At 42.8% G+C, this 1,890-nt stretch carries 2 protein-coding genes and 1 pseudogene; 1 reads left to right on the plus strand and 2 read right to left on the minus strand.

Features of this window, described 5'->3' with window-relative positions:
- The first annotated feature begins 246 nt into the window (after window positions 1-246).
- Window positions 247-873, plus strand: coding sequence for a DUF4230 domain-containing protein (locus ACTNCK_RS11630; RefSeq protein WP_441082887.1), 627 nt, complete (start codon window positions 247-249; stop codon window positions 871-873).
- 259 nt (window positions 874-1,132) lie between these two features.
- Here the strand turns inward: ACTNCK_RS11630 and ACTNCK_RS11635 are convergent, their stop codons facing one another.
- Both ACTNCK_RS11635 and ACTNCK_RS11640 read right to left on the minus strand, forming a co-directional pair.
- Window positions 1,133-1,624, minus strand: a complete 492-nt coding sequence (locus ACTNCK_RS11635) for a BsuBI/PstI family type II restriction endonuclease (RefSeq protein WP_441082888.1) — start codon at window positions 1,622-1,624, stop codon at window positions 1,133-1,135.
- Between the two features lie 36 nt (window positions 1,625-1,660).
- A pseudogene (locus ACTNCK_RS11640) lies at window positions 1,661-1,765 on the minus strand (hypothetical protein); the annotation flags it as partial.
- Window positions 1,766-1,890 lie beyond the last annotated feature (125 nt).

Consider the following 1,890-nt stretch of genomic DNA (forward strand, 5'->3'; position numbering starts at 1 on the left):
TCTTTCATAAATCCCAACAATGAGAACAAAAACGGAATAACAGCAAGTAAAGCGAAGGAAAGATCCTCCGCTTTACTTGTGATGCATTCAGTTCTTCTGTGAATAGTAACCCCGGATTTGCCACTACAACAATCAGTCAAGCAATGAGCTTGACGGAAAGAAATGGAGCATGTATCATGAGACATATATTCGGAAACGTTGAGATGCATCCCTTGGCAGACTGCTCAACAGAAATGGAGGATAATAATGAGGAGCAAAGAAAAAACATCTAAAGCAGGAAAGACGCTCATTGGCCTGATCATAGCTATAGCGATATTGTTCTTTGCATTTGCAGCGTTCAATATGAGCAAAACCAGCAGCATAAGCAATAAGAACGAAATCACAAGCGTCACTTTGAGAAATGACCTGGTGCAGATGGATGAGATCACACCTTATGAATCTGATTACTCCGGAATGGCAACGATCACCAACAGTCGTGAGCTCTGGGGACACAAGATTCCATTAACAACTCATGAGATTGATGTGATCTATGAAGGCCGTATAAAAGTAAACTACGATCTGTCAGAGCTTGCAGAAAGTGCAACAGCAAATTCTGTAACCAAAACGATAACTCTCAAATTTCCAAAAACACCAGATACCGACAATATCATAGATAGAATTGAAACAAAGGACCATAATAACATCCTTAACCAGATCAAGTCCAACGAGGTGCCCGATCAGATCAAATCTGAGCAGAAAAAACAGCTCAAACAAGCCGCTGACCAGGGACTCTATGACAAGGCAGAGGAGCATACAGTTGAAATCGTAACCGAGTTTCTCAAGAAATATGGGGACAAGTATGATGGATATACGGTGAAGGCGGCATCTCAATAAAATTGCTCTGGCATGTTATAATCAGTTCATACAAAGGAGGTGCCGCTAATGGATGCTTCAGCACAGGTTGATATGCTTGCCAATAGGCTTGTTAATGATGATCTCACCTCGGTCATCAAATCCATGAGCTTTCTCATAAATGAAAAATAAAATAAAGAAGCCCGGGGACCTCTGTTTCTGGTGTTGTACTTTGGTGCTTCCATGATTCTCTACTTGTCTACCAATTTAATCACTCTTTCTGGTCCTCCTTATAGTATGATCATCCCCTTGGTCCTATGAACCTGTCACCATTGAGATGCATCATATGATCCGGCTTGTCGGCTATCCAGACCTCTGTCTCCCATGCCAGGTCTGAATAGAATTTTTTAAAGGTGGCATCATCAGGAAAAGCTGTCACATATATCTTGCCGGCGGAGACATTCTGAGTCATATCGGATATCTCAATCAATCTCTGCGGACTTATCGGGCCTGTACTTGTGACCGCTTCTATGAAATACAGCCATTCTTTGTCCTCCCTGTACAGAACCACATCAGGCATCTTATCGTGAAGCGTGATCTCAAATCCAAGTTTCTCAAGCCTGTCCTTATCCTTGACCAGGTCCTTCTTCGTAGTATCTCCGACATACAGGCATACACATCCTGGCGCAAATCTCGGTGCAAACTGCTCTATGATATTCTTCTGCAGCTCATTATGCTTTCCGGGACTGAAGGAATAGTCCTGACTATTGATATGTACAGGCATCAACTTCATTTTCTTCTTGCTCGCATACTTATCTACAAGTTTCTCATGATAGGCATGATATCTCTGTAGAGTCATCAGCCATTCCGATGCGCCATATGCTCTGATCACATCAAGTGCCTCATTCGTGATACGATACCTGTAGTTAGGACTGTTGGTAGCCTTTACATCCTAAATTCCCGGTGTCTCCACACTAGGCTTTGCGTATAACGGTGCAACATCCATCGCTGTATACAGATCCTCCTGCTTTTTCAGGACTTCGCCCTGAATTGGTGTTT

Origin of the sequence: Candidatus Weimeria sp. HCP3S3_B5, assembly GCF_052064335.1 — a bacterium.
Classification (GTDB): domain Bacteria; phylum Bacillota; class Clostridia; order Lachnospirales; family Lachnospiraceae; genus Weimeria.